Annotated in this window: 16 protein-coding genes; 7 read left to right on the forward strand and 9 right to left on the reverse strand. The window is 48.1% G+C overall.

Features of this window, described 5'->3' with window-relative positions; translation table 11 throughout:
- Positions 1 to 7 precede the first annotated feature (7 nt).
- The 3 genes from secD to EJO50_RS09075 form a co-directional block, all read right to left on the reverse strand.
- On the reverse strand, positions 8 to 1,819 hold the full coding sequence (gene secD / locus EJO50_RS09065) for a protein translocase subunit SecD (RefSeq protein WP_125973494.1): 1,812 nt from the start codon (positions 1,817 to 1,819) through the stop codon (positions 8 to 10).
- A 68-nt stretch (positions 1,820 to 1,887) separates the two neighbouring features.
- Positions 1,888 to 2,214 carry a preprotein translocase subunit YajC gene (yajC, locus tag EJO50_RS09070; RefSeq protein WP_125973496.1) on the reverse strand — a complete coding sequence of 109 codons (327 nt, stop codon included), beginning with the start codon at positions 2,212 to 2,214 and terminating at the stop codon, positions 1,888 to 1,890.
- 257 nt (positions 2,215 to 2,471) lie between these two features.
- The gene (locus EJO50_RS09075; RefSeq protein ID WP_125973498.1) at positions 2,472 to 2,936 is read right to left on the reverse strand and encodes a bacteriohemerythrin; all 465 of its coding nucleotides are present in this window, start codon (positions 2,934 to 2,936) and stop codon (positions 2,472 to 2,474) included.
- A 259-nt stretch (positions 2,937 to 3,195) separates the two neighbouring features.
- On the opposite strand from EJO50_RS09075, the gene prmA reads away from it, so the two are divergent.
- From prmA to tpx (EJO50_RS09095), 4 genes are all read left to right on the forward strand, one after another.
- Entirely contained in the window at positions 3,196 to 4,083 is an 888-nt protein-coding gene (prmA, locus tag EJO50_RS09080; RefSeq protein WP_125973500.1) for a 50S ribosomal protein L11 methyltransferase, read from the forward strand.
- 5 nt (positions 4,084 to 4,088) lie between these two features.
- Positions 4,089 to 5,030, forward strand: a complete 942-nt coding sequence (locus EJO50_RS09085; protein ID WP_125976396.1) for a DUF3426 domain-containing protein — start codon at positions 4,089 to 4,091, stop codon at positions 5,028 to 5,030.
- A gap of 76 nt (positions 5,031 to 5,106) precedes the next feature.
- A complete protein-coding gene (tpx, locus tag EJO50_RS09090) occupies positions 5,107 to 5,688 on the forward strand; it encodes a thiol peroxidase (protein ID WP_125973502.1) in 582 nt (193 codons plus the stop codon).
- 65 nt (positions 5,689 to 5,753) lie between these two features.
- The gene (gene tpx, locus EJO50_RS09095) at positions 5,754 to 6,251 is read left to right on the forward strand and encodes a thiol peroxidase (RefSeq protein WP_125973504.1); all 498 of its coding nucleotides are present in this window, start codon (positions 5,754 to 5,756) and stop codon (positions 6,249 to 6,251) included.
- A gap of 157 nt (positions 6,252 to 6,408) precedes the next feature.
- On the opposite strand, the gene EJO50_RS09100 is transcribed toward tpx (EJO50_RS09095), so the two are convergent.
- Genes EJO50_RS09100 through EJO50_RS09110 form a run of 3 tightly spaced genes read right to left on the reverse strand, consistent with a single transcriptional unit; the run spans position 6,409 to position 9,424 of the window.
- Positions 6,409 to 7,797, reverse strand: a complete 1,389-nt coding sequence (locus EJO50_RS09100; protein WP_164521466.1) for a TolC family protein — start codon at positions 7,795 to 7,797, stop codon at positions 6,409 to 6,411.
- Between the two features lie 12 nt (positions 7,798 to 7,809).
- Positions 7,810 to 8,961, reverse strand: a complete 1,152-nt coding sequence (locus EJO50_RS09105; protein WP_164521467.1) for an HlyD family secretion protein — start codon at positions 8,959 to 8,961, stop codon at positions 7,810 to 7,812.
- Positions 8,954 to 9,424, reverse strand: coding sequence for a DUF3302 domain-containing protein (locus tag EJO50_RS09110; RefSeq protein WP_206434353.1), 471 nt, complete (start codon positions 9,422 to 9,424; stop codon positions 8,954 to 8,956). The genes EJO50_RS09105 and EJO50_RS09110 overlap by 8 nt, the downstream gene beginning before the upstream one ends.
- Positions 9,425 to 9,758: 334 nt before the next feature.
- Between EJO50_RS09110 and EJO50_RS09115 the strand changes: the two genes are divergently transcribed.
- The gene (locus EJO50_RS09115; RefSeq protein WP_125973512.1) at positions 9,759 to 10,538 is read left to right on the forward strand and encodes a DUF3025 domain-containing protein; all 780 of its coding nucleotides are present in this window, start codon (positions 9,759 to 9,761) and stop codon (positions 10,536 to 10,538) included.
- A gap of 58 nt (positions 10,539 to 10,596) precedes the next feature.
- On the opposite strand, the gene EJO50_RS09120 is transcribed toward EJO50_RS09115, so the two are convergent.
- From EJO50_RS09120 to EJO50_RS09130, 3 genes are all read right to left on the reverse strand, one after another.
- Positions 10,597 to 11,325 (reverse strand): DsbC family protein, encoded by a 729-nt coding sequence (locus tag EJO50_RS09120; protein WP_125973514.1) that lies wholly within the window; start codon positions 11,323 to 11,325, stop codon positions 10,597 to 10,599.
- A 7-nt stretch (positions 11,326 to 11,332) separates the two neighbouring features.
- The gene (locus EJO50_RS09125) at positions 11,333 to 12,508 is read right to left on the reverse strand and encodes a UbiH/UbiF family hydroxylase (RefSeq protein WP_125973516.1); all 1,176 of its coding nucleotides are present in this window, start codon (positions 12,506 to 12,508) and stop codon (positions 11,333 to 11,335) included.
- 72 nt (positions 12,509 to 12,580) lie between these two features.
- Entirely contained in the window at positions 12,581 to 13,237 is a 657-nt protein-coding gene (locus tag EJO50_RS09130; protein WP_125973518.1) for a glutathione S-transferase, read from the reverse strand.
- Positions 13,238 to 13,404: 167 nt separating this feature from the next.
- Here EJO50_RS09130 and EJO50_RS09135 point away from each other — a divergent pair, with 167 nt between their 5' ends.
- Complete coding sequence (locus EJO50_RS09135; protein ID WP_125973520.1) at positions 13,405 to 15,735, forward strand: DNA internalization-related competence protein ComEC/Rec2; 2,331 nt, start codon at positions 13,405 to 13,407, stop codon at positions 15,733 to 15,735.
- Positions 15,736 to 15,800: 65 nt separating this feature from the next.
- On the forward strand, positions 15,801 to 16,586 hold the full coding sequence (locus EJO50_RS09140; protein WP_125973522.1) for an MOSC domain-containing protein: 786 nt from the start codon (positions 15,801 to 15,803) through the stop codon (positions 16,584 to 16,586).
- Positions 16,587 to 16,589: the final 3 nt, after the last annotated feature.

Below are 16,589 nucleotides of genomic sequence, written 5' to 3' on the forward strand. Positions count from 1 at the left end.
TGCACCCTTACACGGCCAGCGTCGAAACACGACGGCCGCCATAAATGAGGTTAATAACGCCGCGAGAAACAAACACCGCGCTATACATTGACGTTAGGATCCCGATGCAATGAACCCATGCAAAACCGCGTACTGCACCCGAACCAAAAATCAGCAGTGCAAGACCGGCAATCAAGGTTGTGACGTTGGAATCCAGAATCGTCGCAAAAGCATGATCATAACCATTACTGATTGCAGCCTGGGGTGTCATGCCCAAACGTAGCTCTTCCCGAATACGCTCATTAATCAGCACATTGGCATCAATTGCCATACCCAGCGTTAAAGCAATCGCTGCAATACCCGGCAGTGTTAATGTCACACCAAGTAAAGACAGCATCGCCAGCAGGAATAATAAATTACCCGCAAGTGAAATCGCCGATACCACACCGAATACACGGTAATAGATCATCATAAAGACGGCAATCGCAAAGAAACCATAAAGCGTCGAGTTAAAACCCTTGCTGATATTGTCCTTGCCCAGGCTAGGGCCAATAGTACGCTCTTCCACGATATTCATCGGTGCAGCCAAGGAGCCAGCACGTAATAGCAGAGCGGTATCGTTGGCTTCGGCAACGCCCATCGAGCCAGAAATCTGTACACGGCCGCCGCCAATTTCAGAACGAATCACAGGCGCAGTCACTACTTCGCCCTTGCCCTTTTCAACCAGCACCATCGCCATACGCTTACCAATACTTTCTTTGGTTAACGTTTTAAAAATGGCAGCACCGGTAGAATCAAGGTTGATATGCACCGCTGCCGAGTTCTGATCATCAAAACCCGCCTGTGCATCATTGATATTATCCCCCGTCAGCTCGACTTCTTTTTTCAGCAAGATCGGACGGTTCTGACCATCACTACCGCGCTCACTTAATAGCTCAAAGCCCGCAGGCACATTGCCATTGAGTGCTTCGGACATTTTGGCCTGATCATCTTCCACCATCCGTACTTCCAGTGTGGCAGTACGGCCCAGAATATCTTTAGCCTTGGAGGTATCCTGCACGCCCGGCAATTGCACCACGATACGGCCTTCGCCTTGCTGCTGAATCACGGGTTCAGCCACGCCCAGCTCGTTCACACGATTATGCAAGGTGGTGATATTTTGCTTCACGGCATCGTTTTTCAACTGCTGCAATGCGACAGCAGAATACGAAATCACAATTTTGTTCTCGCGAACATCAATCTGGCTCTGTTGCAGGACCTGGCGTAAAGCCTTGGCAGCTGCCTGAGTAGTTTCCTCGTCACGCAGCTGAACTTCAACGCTGTCACGGGTAGCCACAATACGGCCATAGCGAATTTTCTTTTCTTTGAGCTCACGGCGAACATCACCTGCTGTTTTTTCCAGCGCCTTATCAACAGCCGCTTTCATATCCACTTCAAGCAAAAAGTGCACACCACCACGTAAATCCAGACCCAGTGACATGGGCTTAGCGCCCAGTTTTGTCAACCAGGACGGCGTGTCTGACAAAAGATTTAAAGCCACGCTGTAATCATCACCCAGCCTGGCCTGTAAAAGATCTTTGGCCTTAAGCTGAACTTCCGTGTCTTTAAAGCGAAACTTTACCGATGTGCCATCAAAGAAGACATCTTCGGTTTTAATACCAGCCCCCTTCAAAACAGCCTCGGCATTTTGCTGAAGCGCGGCATCGACCTTCACCGTAGCGCGAACGCTGGCAATTTGTACTGCCGGGCTTTCACCAAACAGATTAGGCAAGGTGTAGAGCGCTGCCAAAGCAACACTCAGAATAATTAATAGGTATTTCCAAATCGGGTAGCGATTCATGGCAGGACCCAGAAATGCACAAAAGGCGGCACAGTTGTTCAACACAACCATTGCCGCCTAATTGGGCTTTACTTGTTATTTTTAATAGTGCCTTTTTCCAGACGCGCAGCAACAGCAGCACGTTGGAACAGGATTTCTACGCCATCAGCCAGCTCAAGAGTGACATACTGCTCATTCACCTTGGCAATGCGGCCAGCCATGCCACCACTGGTCACAACTTCATCGCCTTTAGCCAGGGCAGCCAGCATGGCTTGCTGTTCTTTAGCGCGTTTTTGTTGTGGACGAATCAACATAAAATAAAACAAAACAAAAATCACGATCATGGGAAGAAAAGACATAAAGTCCATTCCTGCCGCCGGTGCGGCACCTTGAGCAAATGCGGGTGCAATGAACATATCGAGTCGGTTCCGTGTCAATAATGCAAAGCGCCCCATTCTAGCCGGTGAACCGCACAAAATCTACCCGGTTTTGTTGCCTTGAGCATCAACGCGACTTTAAAACGGCATCATATGCTCTTTGACCGGAACGGCTTTGCATTTCGTAAAAAGCAAAGGGAACTTTCGCCTGGCAAAATAGTCTGGCCAAAAAACAGCAAATTTTCGGGAATCCCAAAGGTGAAAGGGCAAAAGCTTGCCACACAATCAAATACCAATCAGAACGCCATCTGCTTGGCCCAGAAACGCTCCATCCAGCTTTTTTTATGACTCGTCGCTTGCGCGCTGCACGATAAAAAATGCTTGGTGTAGCGCTTGTCACCTTCCATAATATGATTGATCAGCCAGTTTCTTAAGAAATGCATTAATTCAAAAGTAATCGCCTCACCACCAAGTAAACGAGCCTGTAAATCGTTCATCTGTTTTATTAAATCTTCGTGACACCGCTTGTGCTCATCGTAATCGGGGTAGCCCAAAATACGCATTAAGCTTTCTTCCACCATAAAATGAGACCGGGTGTAATCGGCCAGCCTGCCTAAAATATGCCCCGACGCCTCGCTGCCATGGTGCAAACGAATCGCATCGTGCAATACATTGAGCAGATCAATGAGTACTTTATGCTGCTCATCAATTTCCTGAATACCGACCGATAACTCATCACTCCACTCAAAAAAGACAGGCATTTCGTGTTTATCCTTGTTTATCTGTATGCGGTACATTACTTAACGAAGTACCATTGTAACATTGACCCACATCAAACCTCACGCAAGACTAGGGAAAGCCTGAATAATTATTCAGTCAATAATTCCACCTCAAAGATTCAAAGCCAAGCACCCTTCAAGCAAAAAATTCCGCTAAATAACCACCACAGGCAGCAAAAGCATTCTCAAAAGAAGGCGAGAATGCGACAATACGGGGGAGAATCCCATTAGGTAAGAAAAAATGCCCTGGCAAGAACTACGTATCACCACTGAATCATCCCAGGCAGAACGCCTTTCCGACGCACTTTTTGAGCTGGGCGCATTGTCCGTAAGTGTTGAAGATGCCGCAGCAGGGACCGATGCAGAAAAGCCGATCTTTGGTGAGCCGGGAGAGCCGGTCGATCAAATGTGGGAAAACAGCGTGGTGCTCGCCCTTTTTGATGAAGATATCGACACCAGCCTGATTGTCACCGCAGCAAGTAATACTTTGAAGATAGCTATTCCACCCCACGATGTGGTGCGCGTTGAAGAGCAGGACTGGGTTCGCCTCACCCAATCACAATTTAATCCCATCCCCATTTCCGAGCGGCTTTGGATCACCCCGACCTGGCACGAGTGCCCGAATACCGGGGCGATCAGCATTCAGCTCGATCCAGGTCTGGCTTTTGGTACGGGTAGTCATCCTACAACACGTCTTTGCCTGAAATGGCTGGATAATCACCTTACAAGGGGCGAAACCTTACTCGATTATGGCTGCGGCTCTGGAATTTTAGCCATTGCAGCCATGAAACTCGGTGCCGCCTCGGCAGCGGGTGTAGATATTGATCCACAGGCCATGACCGCATCCAGACAGAATGCAGAACAAAATACAGTTGAAGTGCAGTTTTATCTGCCAGACGCAGAACCCGCCGAGACCTATGATGTCGTGATTGCCAATATTCTAACCAATCCACTCAAAGCTTTAGCCCCTATGCTGGCTGCTAAAGTAAAAATGAACGGTCGCATTACGTTGTCCGGTATTCTGGCCGAGCAAGCTGATGATGTGATCACTATCTACAGCCAATGGTTTGCAATGAACGCTCCGCAAGCCGAAGAGGGCTGGGTTTGCTTATCAGGTATTCGTAAATAAACCGCATGAACGATATTACCCGTTGCCCAAACTGCCAAACCGCTTTTCGTGTAACGGCAGCACAGTTGCAAGCCCACCGGGGCAAGGTTCGCTGCGGGCGTTGCGCCTTTATTTTTAATGCGACCAAGAGCCTGGAAAGCGAAACAGAGCCTGCCATCACTTTAACGGTAGCGCCTGCGCCAGCCGTCTCTGGGGTAAGGCCCCCTGCCACACCAAAGGCCAGCCCGGCTCAGCCTCAGCCTCAGCCTCAGCCTCAGCCTCAGCCAGCAGAGCGTGCCCGCTCTAAGCTGATTGTGCCAGATACGCCTGTCACGGAACCTGAAGCGAGCTTTGTGGCACAACCCAAAACAGCCAAGGTTGCAACGCCCCCAGGCCCAAACCGGATCAAAGCGCCTTCGGCAGCAAACACGAGTCAGAACTATCGCCCTATCTACGCCGAAGTCGATGAAATGCCGACTCCTGCCCGCTCGCGCTGGCAAGGGCTGTGGATCGCCGCCTGCCTTATTCTGATTTTTAGCTTTGCCGCACAGCTCGCTTATCAGCAGCGCACCAAGATATCGATGGAATTCCCCTGGATGCGCCCCAAGCTTATTACGCTCTGCCAGGCACTTGGCTGCAGCATGCCCTTACCCGAAAATACAGAAATGCTGCGCTCCGAATGGTCGGAACTCAGTTATGTGCCCGAGTTTCCAAACATCATCCAGCTCAATGCCACATTACGTAATCTTGCCCAGTACGAGCAGGCACTGCCTATGCTTGAGGTGACGCTCACAGATGATCAGGAAAGAACGGTGCTTAAAAAAATATTTAAACCTGCTGAATACCTGAACGGACATGAAAAAAAACAGCTAAAGTTTGATGCGCAAGATGATTTACGGGCTTTTCTACAAATCGATTTAGGTGAGCTGCACTCCACTGCCTACTCTATATATTGGTTTTATCCCTAGCCATTGTCCTGTATAAATAACAGGGCATCGCATTTAAAACCAATCTGTATAACTCAATAAATATACGGGACCGGTCATGGCTACAGTCTATTTAAACCATACTGAAATCAATGTCGGGGGACAGTTCCCCGTTGTTGGCGAATACGCTCATAGTTTTTTATTAGTCGACTCAGGCATGATCGATGTGCCGCTTTCGCGTTTCGCCGGTAAACCCAAAGTCATCGCAGTCATTCCGAGTATTGATAGTGAAGTCGGCCTGATGATTGCCCGCCAGCTAGATCGCCTATCTGCCGACTGGCCGGATTGTGTCATTTTAGTGGTATCTGTAGACACGCCTTATGCCCTGAGCCGTGCAATGGAACAAGAGCGCTTTCGCCGGGTTCAGCTGCTGTGCACATTACGTGGCCGGGATTTTCATAAAGACTATGGCGTAATGATTACCGATATACCGCTTTCCGGCTTTATGGCCACAGCGCTGATTGGCTTGAACACTTACGATATTGTTACCTATAGCGAGCTGGTTTCTGATTTAAGCTCTGAGCCAGATTACGGCGCGATGGCAGAATGTTTATTCCCGCCCGTTGAGGAAGAAGCAGAACAAATCGTTGACGATGCAGAACAAATAACCAAGCTGGAACGCTACACTCCTGATAACTGATCAAAGCCAACTCAGCACCTTGCATTGCAATTAAAAAATCAATGACCACAAAACGGAGATTACCTATGTCTGCAGTAACGCTTGGCGGCAACACCATCCAAATCAAAGGTACTTTTCCTAAAGTAGGCGACAAGGCTCAGGATTTCAGCCTGGTTGCAAAAGATTTATCCGATGCCACGCTAGCCACATTTGCGGGTAAAAGAAAAATACTGAACATTTTCCCAAGCGTTGATACCGGCGTATGTGCTGCCTCGGTTCGCCGTTTTAACGAAACAGCTTCCAGCTTAAAAAATACAGTTGTGCTTTGCATCTCAGCTGACCTGCCATTTGCACAAAGCCGTTTTTGCGGTGCCGAAGGCCTGGAAAATGTAGTGAGCTTATCTACCATGCGTGGCCGTGAATTTTTAAGCCATTATGGTGTTGAAATTATCAGCGGCCCGCTGGCGGGAGTATCGGCCAGGGCAGTTGTTGTTTTGGACGAAAACAATCAGGTTCTGCATGCGGAATTAGTTTCCGAAATCAAGGAAGAGCCAGACTACACAGCCGCGCTTGCCGCGCTATAAGTTCCTGCTGCAAAATCTACATAACTATAAGCGTACTGATTCAAACATCAACAAAGCTGCATTAAAAACACAAAGCCGCACGATGCGGCTTTGTGTTTTTTTTATCTTCTGAGCACCCCGTTGCCATGGCCCCAGATGATGCGCTGATAATAAGCACTTACAAAGGGTAAATACCCCCCAAGGCAAGATGAAGATTAACACGCTGAATCAAGCGTTCACTTTGCAAGCGAAACAGTGACATCTGGCTAGCAGCCAGATTAAGTTGCTGCTGCTGCAACTGATACTGATCACCTTTGCCAACTTTAATAAGCACATGCTGCAAATCAATTAGCTGCTGCTGATCCGCAATAAGTGTATTTATGAGCGTACTGCACTCTGCCAGCTTCAGCTCGGCATAAAGTCCGCCTTCAATTTCGGCCAGTGCATTAAGTACAGCCTTAGCATAACCCACCGCACTTTCCTGCTGCTGTGCTGTTTTTACTTCAACCTGTGCATCAAGTACCCCCCCCATAAAAACCGGGGCAAGCAGGCGACCATTAACACCCCAGAGAGGGTTACTCAGATCCTTTTGTAAAATCAGCAGACTGTTATCCACGACCCCCAAACCAGCCATTAAACTAATAGAAGGAAGTCTGGCTTTTTTAGCCACTTCAACTTGATAAAAAGCCGCACGAAATCGATTTTCGGCAGCGCGCAAATCAGGCCGCCGCTCCGCCAGAGCCGAGGGCAATCCAGCTGGAATCGGCTGAAGCTCACGAGGTAAAGCGTGTGCAACAGCCACTTCTGCTGCCGGGTAACGGCCAAGCAAAATTTCCAGTGCACGCCGTGCCGAGTTGAAAGCTTGCTCACTTTGCAGCAACTGCAGGCGATAATTTTTCAGCACAATCTGGTTCATCACCACATCTTGCTTTGTATTACGTCCTATTTTTCTGGAGTTCTGAATCAGAGCCAGTTGTTTTTCAGCCAGCCCCGCCATCACTTGCACCTGCTTAATCTGCTGCTGTGCTTCAATGGCAACCAGCCAGCCTCTGACCACCGTGGCAGCAATAGACTGACGCGCGTAAAGCGCATCCAGTTCAGCAGCCAGTGACAACTCACGACTGGCCGCCTGACTACTGCGTGCTTTACCCCAAATATCAACTTCCCAGTTTGAAACCACTGCCAGGCCATTCATTGCCAGGGACGAAGTAGGAATTGCAGCATCTCCCGTCTGTCCGCCCAGCCCCAGTGTCGGATACAGCGCTGCACCTGCTGCTTTAACTGCGCTGTGGGACTGCTCCACACGTAAAGCGGCTAGGTGCAAATCAGGGTTATGAGCCTGCGCTTCATGAATCAGCAGCAGTACTTCAGGCGGTAACGCAAAACCAAGTGTAGCGGCATCAAACTCTCCGGCACTTCGAGCATACGTCCAGTTAGCCGGGAACCTCACCTGTGATAAAGCCGCCTGCATGAGGACGGCGTGATCCGGAGCCGGCAGGATCGTACAGGATGCCAGTATCAGCATTGACATCATGCCGGTGCTCAATCGGGCTATTTTTTTTCTCATCGGGTGCATTCCTTAATGCAATTTCAGCACAAGATAATTCACCTTTGATTGCGCACGAATCATCACCATTCGCAGCAAATGCAGCGCAGCGAGTTTATCGGTGTAAATCGCAGCGCCACCACGTGCGCCCATCGGGATAAACAGCGCCTCATCCCCCTCACGGTGCTCAATCGTCAGTTTTACCGCATATTTTTGTGCCAGAGGAGCTGGTATATGCTCAGCTGGCGTATTGGGAACAACCCCGGCCTGAACAAGCTGCCCCTGGCCATTAGCCCAGACAATAGAATCTACCCTTGCATGCACAAGATCCCCAGGCAGGCTTTTAAAAGCGATTTCAGCCCTATCACCCGGCTTGATATATCGCAGCTCGTTTTGCTCCAAAAACGCCATAACGCGCTGCTCATGCTCAACAAAACTAAGTGCCGGCTTAAATGGCATACTCACCAGATAATTACCGGGGCGTACTGACACATTCACCGCATAACCATCTGCCGGTGCACGCACTACAGTTGACTCCAGATCGTAGAGAGCAGCTTCAAGCTGGGCCTTAATTTGTGCCACACTGGCCAGATCAGGCCCAACTACGCCTTCCAGCCTAGTCTGAATTTTGGCCTTGCCCATTTTGGCACTCGCCACAGCAGACTCGGCTTTTTTCACTTCGGCGACAAAGTTTTCAACATCAAACTGCGGGCCTGCCCCATTTTTAGCTAATTCACGCGACTCAATCAGCCGCTTATTCATCAAATCAAGATGCGCCTGCATTGCAATTATATTACTCCTGGCACTATCCAGATCTTGCCATAAGGTTTTTGAGCTTGCCGTAACATCAGCCAGTTTGGCTTCGATTTCCTTTACTTTAAGCCGATAAGGCGTGTTGTCAATTTCCAGCAGCACATCTCCTTTTTTGATCAGCTGATTACCCTCAATGGCCACCCGGGTAACGATACCCTGCACGCGGGGAATAACCTCAACCACATAATTAATCACACGCACATCACTTGATGAGGGAGTCACTACATTAATTGTAAAAATGATAGTTGCAGCCAGGGCAATCGCACCGGTTACTGCCCCTACCTGAGTTTTAATATTCCAGGGGATAATTTTAAGTTTGATACAAAATAACCAAACTAAAAAAGCATAGCCGCCAATGATAATTTCAAGCACGGGTACCCTCCTCTGTAGCCGGAAGGATGACAGAGGCTCGTTTAGCCAGAATTAATTCCCGTTGCTGGCTTAGGCCTTCCATTTTTTCTTTTAACAGTAATAATTCATCATCCACTATCGCCAGATCTATCGGTTTATTACTGTGTTCGCCATCGGGTTTTCTGAAAAAATCATCATGTTTATCTGTACCATAAGCCCGCTTGTATGCGGTTGGTTTTGTAAATGCCCATAGCCAGGCAAGCGGCCAAAGCAGACCGCCAACAGCAAGAGATAACAGGCAGAGCACCTGAATCGCGTGCTTTTGAGGATGATTATATTTTTCGGCAAAAACTTCGGGCAATACGTGGACTTTCCAGAATAAATACAGCGCCACAACGGGCATAACAAGCAGCACAACCCAAACCATTACATCCGCAATCGCTTCTTCCATCCCTGCCATGGCCCAAACGGAACCGGGCAACAAACATAAAACCAGCCCTCTCCCCATGAAGGAGCCCCATCGTTGTGGCTGCATTATGGCTTCCCCGTTACAGTTCTGATTAAAATACCAGCATAGGCCTAATTAAATTTAAGCATAGGTTTAATTGAAATCTGGCTGTCACCAAGGGCCTGGCTTGGAAATATTGAAGTTGTACATAACATTACGGCAAGCTGATGCGCAAAACCTGCAAAAAGTGGTAAGCAGCACTAAAAAGCATTTACGGCAAGCCATGCAGCAAATGTATTTTGCAAAAAAAGATCACAGCCACGGAGAGTCTGTGTTTTAATGCCCAACAATTTTTTTGCTATTGCACATAATGACTTCAATGTGGCCACTTGATTATTTTTCCCGGCAAGCACCTTACGCCCCCCTACTTAGCCAGATCAGACAATTTGAGCGCTTCCCCAGCCATCTTGATTGGGAAAAAGCCTGCTCAATCCATAATCAGCAAGGCTTGCCAATCCGCTTTGTTGCGCCCGAAACGCTCAGTGATTATTACGAAGTAGAAATCGCCCGAAAAGGCCGTGTTGCCACCCGCCCAAACAACTGGCACGATTGCTTTAATGCGCTGGTATGGTGTGCTTTTCCCCACAGTAAAGCGGCTATTACCGCCTTACATATGCGGCACTACACCCCTGATCACCCACGCGGCCCAGTGCGGGATGCAGCTACATTATTCGATGAATGCGGACTGATTCTGCCCTATTGCGATGATGCACTTTTACAGCTATTGGTAGATCATCAATGGCAAAACCTGTTTCAGGCCCATAAAAATGACTGGGGGGTAAAAATAAGTGCTATTTGCTTTGGTCATGCAAATTACGAAAACTTATTAGCCCCCTTTTTGGGATTAACAGGCAAATGCTTGCCCATTAAAGTAACAGCAGATTTTTTTGAAAAAAATATCATAGAGCAGTGCGCGCTGCTTGATCATAAACTTGCCTGTTTTTTGGATAGCGAACAATTGCAAAAACCCCGCCAGCTCCCCCCACTTCCTTATTTGGGAATTCCTCTCTGGTGGCCAGAACAAAATGAAGCCTTTTATTCAAATACAGACTATTTCAGACCGGTTAGAAAAATAATTCCAAAAAAATAAATATATAGAAACAAAAAAAGCCAGGCTTTTATCGCCTGGCTTTTTTCATACAGATTAATTACTTAGCAGCAAGCAATTGCTCAATCTGCTCTTTAGGAATTGCACCAGACACAATTTGACCGGATTTAAAAATCAGAGCCGGTGTACCGCTAATGCCCAGGCTTTCAGCCAGTTTCATATTTTTTTCAATCGGATTTTCACATGTTCCGGCACCTTCTGCCATCTGATCTTTAAGCATGAAATTGCTCCAGGCAGCGTGCTTATCTGCAGCACACCAGATTACTTTTGACTTACGCTCAGCATCGGGATGGATACTTAGAGGCATCAGGAAAGTATAAATGGTGACATTATTAATACCGTTTAAACTTTCACGCTCCAAGCGTTTGCAATAAGGGCAATCCGGATCAGAAAACACAACCAGAACACGTGAACCATCACCACGCACATCTTTAATAGCCTGGTCTAACGGTAGTTTGCTGAAATCAGTTTTTTGTAATTCTGCAGTACGCTGCTCAGTTAAACTCGATTTTTTAGCCAGATCAATCATATCACCGGCTAAAATATATTCACCTTTAATATCGGTATAAACAATCTGACGTTTACCGATGACCACTTCATAAATCCCCTTCATAGGCGTGGTACTGATCGAAGTAATTTCGCGATCCGGCAATTGTTTGGCCAGCTTCTGTTTAAGCTGATTAGTTGAATTATCAGCAGAAGCAGAACAAGCAGTCAGCGCGATAAAGCCCGCTGCAATCAAAACACGGGAAATAGATTTCATAATCATAACAACCTCAAGCATCCATGGCATGGCGAATTAATTGTCTTTTAAGCCATGGTAATTGGTTAGTGGCCCCCAAACCGAGATTTCTCAAGTTTTTTAACAGGGGGTTTGAATTATTAAATAACTTTTGCAGACCATGACACACGCCTTGCATGGTATACACCGCTTCGCGTCTACTACGCTCATAGCGACGTAACAGCAAATAGTCGCCGATTTGCTTAACCGGTGTATTGGTTAATAATGCCGCCAGCTCGATCACATCCCCGAAACCTAAATTGACACCCTGCCCGGCCAAAGGATGAACAGTATGTGCAGCATCACCGATCAGCACCACTTTATCTCTGACCGTTTCAGGTAAATGGTTCAACCGCAAGGGAAACGCGGCAGGAGCAGTAATCAGTTGCAATGCACCTAAGCGGGCACCACCTGCTGCCACAACATATTCGCACAGTTTTTCTGGTGAAAGAGCCATAAGCTCAGCACGTTCCTTGTCATTGCAAGACCAAACCATTGACATGCGATGACCTGCCAGGGGCAGCCAGGCCAGAATACCATCGCTCATAAACCATTGATGTGCCACTCCTAAATGAGGTTTTTCAATCTCAAAATTAGCGACCACACCAAACTGCTGATAGGGCATAACCTGTGGCTCGATCGCAAGCTGGCTGCGCACCCACGAGTTTGCCCCATCAGCACCAACTACCAAGCGGGCGCGGAGCGTCTGGCCATCTGCAAGCGTCAGCGTTGCGCCTGTTTGATCTGTAACCAGCCTGACGGGGCTGGCAGGAGACAGAATACGAATCTGCTTTTCCTCTTGCAAACCACACCACAGTGCTTTTTGCAGCTCACGATTTTCCAGCATAAATGCCAGTTCATCGACACCCGCTTCCAGTGCGTTAAATTGCAGAGCAGTGCCATGAGCATCACCAAAAATTTCCATGGCAGATGTGGCCTGCAAACGATCCGCATCCATACGCTGCCAGGCACCGATACGCTTTAACATTTTTCCACTGGCACGGCTAATAGCGTAAATTCGCTGGTCCCAGGAATCTTGCTGCCATTCAAAAACAGGGCGGCGACCTTCAATCAGCAAAACCGAAAGATTTGTTTCTTTCAGAGCCAAAGCCAAGGCACTGCCAACTAAACCGCCACCGACGATGATGACATCTGCGTCAAAATTTTCCATAGCAAGAGTTTATCAGGCTGCTTTACGCTTTGGAAACCCGAGAAAGCCTCTATAAGCACTTAAGCTACCAAACTACCTTCGCCCACCAAATGCTTCAAGCAGCATATCTTCCTGCGACAGAACCAGTTTCTCTGTGAATGCCCCCTGCTCCCATTCCTGCATGGCAGGATGAGCTAGCATCACATCACGGTAAATAGCTGCATCATCAGGCAGTGGTACGTTATAACAGTGCAAACGCCAAACCACAGGCGCATACATAGCATCAGCAATCGAAAAGGCCCCAAATAAATAGGGGCCTGTTACCGCAAACTGGCGAGCTTCTCGCCAGATACTACAAATTCGCTCTATATCCTGTTTAACGCTAAAGGCCAAATCCCCCCCTTGAGCACGCAACTTGATATTCATCGGCATTGTGCAGCGCAAATTTGAAAAACCCGAATGCATTTCTGCCGAAATACAACGCGCGCGTGCTCTGGCTTTGATATTTTCAGGCCACATTTGAGGGTACTTTTCGGCTAAGTATTCTGCAATTGCCAAGCTATCCCAGACATTAAAGCCTTCATCATAAAGACAAGGAAGCAGGCCATTTTCAATATATTCCCGATAAGCTTGTTCCTCATCCAGTGGTGCATTTTTTTCTAAAAATTCAATATTAAAATGTTTCAGTAATATCCAGGGACGTAATGACCATGACGAATAGTTTTTACTCCCGATATGCAATTGATACATCCCAACACTCCTTTAAATATCTGGCGGCACCTCAAAGCCGCCTACCCAACCAGACTATGCCATCACCTTATTTATTGCCAAACCAAACTTGCAATTGCTTATAAAACTACCTGTAACTTTTGTAAGCTACTAACAAAAAAGATCAGGATCAGGTGCTAAGCTGATTTATGCTGACTTCCTACCTATTTTTAATTGCTGGTTTTGTATGCGGTGTGTGCTTATTGCAAAGCCAGCCAGCTTTACCACCACTTTGGCCTGCTCTTTGCCTGCCCATATGTTTTTTTGTACTAAGCCATTGGTATTTCAGAAAAATACTTTCTGTATTCATCGCTTTAACCATCGGTTTCTCCTGGGCCAGCTGGCATGCCCATAGCCGCATGGCTGATCGGTTAAATCCTGAGCTGGAGCAGCAAGTCATTGAAATCAAGGGCTTGATTACCGACTTACCCCAAAGCACACGCTTCGGTACACGCTTTTTGTTTATCCCTGACCCAGCACCCCGGCAACGTCTACCCCGCAAAATTCAATTGCAATGGTATGGCTTACCCGATCGGGTTAATGCAGGTGAGCGCTGGCATTTTTTAGTAAAATTAAAACAGGTTCACGGCCAGAGTAACCCCGGCAGTTTTGATCTGGAAAGCTGGTTTTTACAGCAGGGCATAGGTGCAACAGGAACAGTAAAATCGGGCACTCTCCTCCCAGGGCAAGGGGCTTGGCTACATCGGATTCGTGCTCATTTACGAACACATATTCTGCACGCCCTGCCCGATGCACCTTATCGGGGGGTGATGATTGCGCTGACCGTAGGTGATCAAGGCGCAATTTTGCAAGAGCAATGGCAACGCTTTGCGGCGACAGGTATTACACACTTAATCAGTATTTCCGGCCTTCATATTACTTTGCTGGCAGCTATTGCTGCGGCAATCTGCAGCTGGATCTGGCGACGCCTTCCCTATCTGGCTGCCCGCTTTGCTGCGCAACGAGCTGCTTTGATTGCAGGTGTCATCACTGCTTTTTGCTATTGCCTCCTGGCGGGTATGGCTGTGCCAACACAGCGCACTCTCTTCATGCTAGCGATTACTGCGGCCTGCTTATGGCGGACCCAGCCCAGTGCCCTCAGTGCAATCTGGGCCACCGCACTATTAGTCACCGTAATCATCGATCCTTTTGCCGTTTTATCCATTGGCTTTTGGCTTTCCTATCTCACAGTGGGCGCTTTACTCTGGGCCGGAAGCAATCAGCTTGGAATGGAAACTAAATGGAAAACATGGATCAGCGCACAGACCACTGCAACTTTAGCCTCTGCCCCGATTTTATTAGTGATATTTGGCCAATTACCGCTGGTTTCCCCACTAGCCAATGCCTTTGCAATACCAATTGTAAGTATCTTCGTTACCCCACTTGCCCTGGCTGGCTTGCTTGACCCCAGCGGCTATTTACTTTACGGGGCAGAGCGTTTATTTGCAGCAACAGATTATCTGTTGAAATGGTGTGCAACGCTGCCAGGCCTTACTTTCAATATGCCCAATACACTCACACTGCTGCCTGCGGCCTTTGGGGTGATGCTTTTACTTCTGCCCCGAGGCATGCCAGCAAGGTATTTAGGCATCATCTGCTGCCTGCCTCTGTTTATAAGCAGTCCCAATTCTGTTTTGCAGGGCCAGTATCGCGTTACGGTCCTGGATGTAGGCCAGGGGCTGGCTGTCCTTGTGCAAACCACAAACCACCGACTCCTGTTTGATACTGGCCAGCTTCCCAATGGAGACCGCGTTCTGTTACCCGCCCTGCGGAGCAGCCAGATTCACCAGCTGGACGGGCTGATTTTGTCTCATAACGATCAGGATCATATTGGCGCAGCCGTACCGCTACTAAGCAATATACCAACAAACATAATTTGGCATAGCCTGCCAGATAAACACCTGCTCTGGGAGCAGCACCCCACAGACAAATTTCCCAGGCAAGCCTGCCAGACGGGCAAAACCTGGCTTTGGGATCAGGTCCGCTTTAGTTTGATTTGGCCCGATCCACAATTTAGGGGCAACACTGATAACGCAAAAGGCTGCGTGTTACTGGTCGATAATGGCCTGCACAAACTACTCATCCCTGCTGATATTGGCGTTCATGAAGAAGCCCGCCTGATCGAGCAGGGCTTAGGGAAAATCGATATTCTGCTGGTACCCCACCATGGCAGCAAAACCTCATCATCTCTGCAATTTGTTGAGCAAACTATGCCGCAATATGCCATTTTTTCAGTAGGTTATTTAAACCGGTTCGGCCACCCCAAGCCAGAAATCATCGCGCGCTACGCTGCGGCCCAGGCGCAAAACTTACGGACAGATCAATCAGGCGCACTAATTTTTGACGTAGGCCAAGAAATCAAGCTGAGCAGCTGGCGGCAAAACAGTCCGCACTACTGGTCTACGGATGCGAAAGTGGTAACTGATATTGCCTCTTATCTCTCTCCCCGCATAAAGCCCCTTTCCCAGGCCCCCCGATAAGATAAACATAATTTGTTTATTAACTTGTATTCAGTTAACGTAAGTAATTTCCTAGGGCTTACGCTATGCCAACCCAGCTCACGGGGCTTTATCGCTACCCCATTAAATCCGGCCAGGGGCAACGCTTGCAGCAAACAGAGCTGCTTAGTAGTGGTATGCCTTTTGACCGCACCTGGATGATAGCCCGGCCCAATGGACGACTCGTCACAGGCCGGGAGTTTCCCAAACTGGTATTGCTATCTGCAACACCAGATCATGATGGATTAACCTTGAATGCCCCCGGCATGCCTGCCCTATTTATTGCCACTTCGCTATTTAGCCAGCCTCATCCTGCAAGCGTATGGAAAAACGACTTCACCGCCCATCATGGTGCAAGCGATGCAGATGCGTGGCTATCTGCCTATTTGGAGGAGCAAGTCATCCTGCTTTGGTCAGGCTTTGAGCTTAACCGCCGCAGCACCACAAATGTGCCCATTGCCTTTGTGGATGGTCATCCTTTACTGCTAATCAGTGAAGCGTCTCTCGGGGATATTAGCGAGCGTGTTGGCCGTAGCTTATCAATGCAACGCTTTCGCCCTAATTTAATTGTGGATGGTGGCAGCGCTTTTGTAGAAGATAGCTGGAAAAAAATCCGCATTGGTGAAGCAATCTTTAACTTTGTAAAGCCCTGTGAACGCTGTGCTTTTACTACGGTAAACCCTAAAACCGGTGAAAAATCACATGATCAAGAACCATTACGCACTTTGGCCCAATACCGTAAAACTGCAGCAGGTGTTTTATTTGGCCAAAATATTAATGTCGAGAAAAGCGGGATAATTAGCGAAGGAATGACTGTGGAGGTACTGGAATAACCG

Source organism: Iodobacter ciconiae, from assembly GCF_003952345.1.
GTDB lineage: Bacteria > Pseudomonadota > Gammaproteobacteria > Burkholderiales > Chitinibacteraceae > Iodobacter > Iodobacter ciconiae.

Coding starts and splice junctions, on each gene's coding strand:
- secD (WP_125973494.1), bottom strand. CDS start 1,819: ATGAATCGCTACCCGATTTGGAAATACCTATTAATTATTCTGAGTGTT.
- yajC (WP_125973496.1), bottom strand. CDS start 2,214: ATGTTCATTGCACCCGCATTTGCTCAAGGTGCCGCACCGGCGGCAGGA.
- EJO50_RS09075 (WP_125973498.1), bottom strand. CDS start 2,936: ATGCCTGTCTTTTTTGAGTGGAGTGATGAGTTATCGGTCGGTATTCAG.
- prmA (WP_125973500.1), top strand. CDS start 3,196: ATGCCCTGGCAAGAACTACGTATCACCACTGAATCATCCCAGGCAGAA.
- EJO50_RS09085 (WP_125976396.1), top strand. CDS start 4,089: ATGAACGATATTACCCGTTGCCCAAACTGCCAAACCGCTTTTCGTGTA.
- tpx (WP_125973502.1), top strand. CDS start 5,107: ATGGCTACAGTCTATTTAAACCATACTGAAATCAATGTCGGGGGACAG.
- tpx (WP_125973504.1), top strand. CDS start 5,754: ATGTCTGCAGTAACGCTTGGCGGCAACACCATCCAAATCAAAGGTACT.
- EJO50_RS09100 (WP_164521466.1), bottom strand. CDS start 7,797: ATGAGAAAAAAAATAGCCCGATTGAGCACCGGCATGATGTCAATGCTG.
- EJO50_RS09115 (WP_125973512.1), top strand. CDS start 9,759: ATGACTTCAATGTGGCCACTTGATTATTTTTCCCGGCAAGCACCTTAC.
- EJO50_RS09120 (WP_125973514.1), bottom strand. CDS start 11,325: ATGATTATGAAATCTATTTCCCGTGTTTTGATTGCAGCGGGCTTTATC.
- EJO50_RS09125 (WP_125973516.1), bottom strand. CDS start 12,508: ATGGAAAATTTTGACGCAGATGTCATCATCGTCGGTGGCGGTTTAGTT.
- EJO50_RS09130 (WP_125973518.1), bottom strand. CDS start 13,237: ATGTATCAATTGCATATCGGGAGTAAAAACTATTCGTCATGGTCATTA.
- EJO50_RS09135 (WP_125973520.1), top strand. CDS start 13,405: ATGCTGACTTCCTACCTATTTTTAATTGCTGGTTTTGTATGCGGTGTG.
- EJO50_RS09140 (WP_125973522.1), top strand. CDS start 15,801: ATGCCAACCCAGCTCACGGGGCTTTATCGCTACCCCATTAAATCCGGC.